At 53.8% G+C, this 723-nt stretch carries 1 protein-coding gene; it reads right to left on the bottom strand.

Annotated features, from left to right (window positions below; all coding sequences use genetic code 11):
- On the bottom strand, nucleotides 1-723 hold a 723-nt coding region (locus ACTHUR_RS13965; RefSeq protein WP_440399143.1), incomplete at both ends, for a DUF3418 domain-containing protein.

Below are 723 nucleotides of genomic sequence, written 5' to 3'. Positions count from 1 at the left end.
GAAACTCGCTGCGTTCATTTTCAGACGACCTTTCGGCTTTGTCGGCGGCGTAGGTTGGGTTGTCAAACCCAACGGTTTTCGCGGTTGCGGCAGGTGTTGGGTTTTCAACCCAACCTACGGTGTTGCTGTGATTTTCATTTTGGCGAGACGCGTTACGCTCGTTTTGGCGAAACTCGTTGCGCTCATTTTCAGACGACCTCTCGGCTTCGTCAGATTCAATAATCCGTACGGAATCTTCACTGCCCCAAACGCTGCCTTGCGCGTCTTTCCACGCCATTTCGGGCAGACGTTCGTTATAAAACGCGAACAGGGCTTCATCATCTACCAGCCCATCTTGCTTGCGCGATTTGTGTTCCAACTCACTCATTTCCTTAATCAGCTTTTTGTTGTGGACAAAAAAGTCCGCTTTCCAATCGCATTCCTGCGCCACCAGCGCGCTGCGGATAAAGATTTCGCGCGCTTCTTCGGGAGCGATTCTGCCGTAGGACACGGGGCGGCGCGGCAAGACGGTCATGCCGTAGAGCGTTACCCGTTCGCTGGCGATGACTTCGCCGCGTTTTTGTTCCCAGTGCGGCTCGAAATAGTGGTAGCGGACGAGGTGCGGGGCTTCCTGCTCAATCCATTCGTGCTGGATGGCAGCTAAATCGCGAGCATAAAGTTTTGTCGTTTCAACCAGTTCTGCCGCCATCACCCATTTGGGTTTGGCTTTGAACAGGGCGGAGG

The organism is Neisseria sp. P0021.S007 (genome assembly GCF_051956855.1).
Note: the sequence above shows the minus strand (reverse complement) of the source record. Positions and strands in the feature narration are given on the sequence as shown.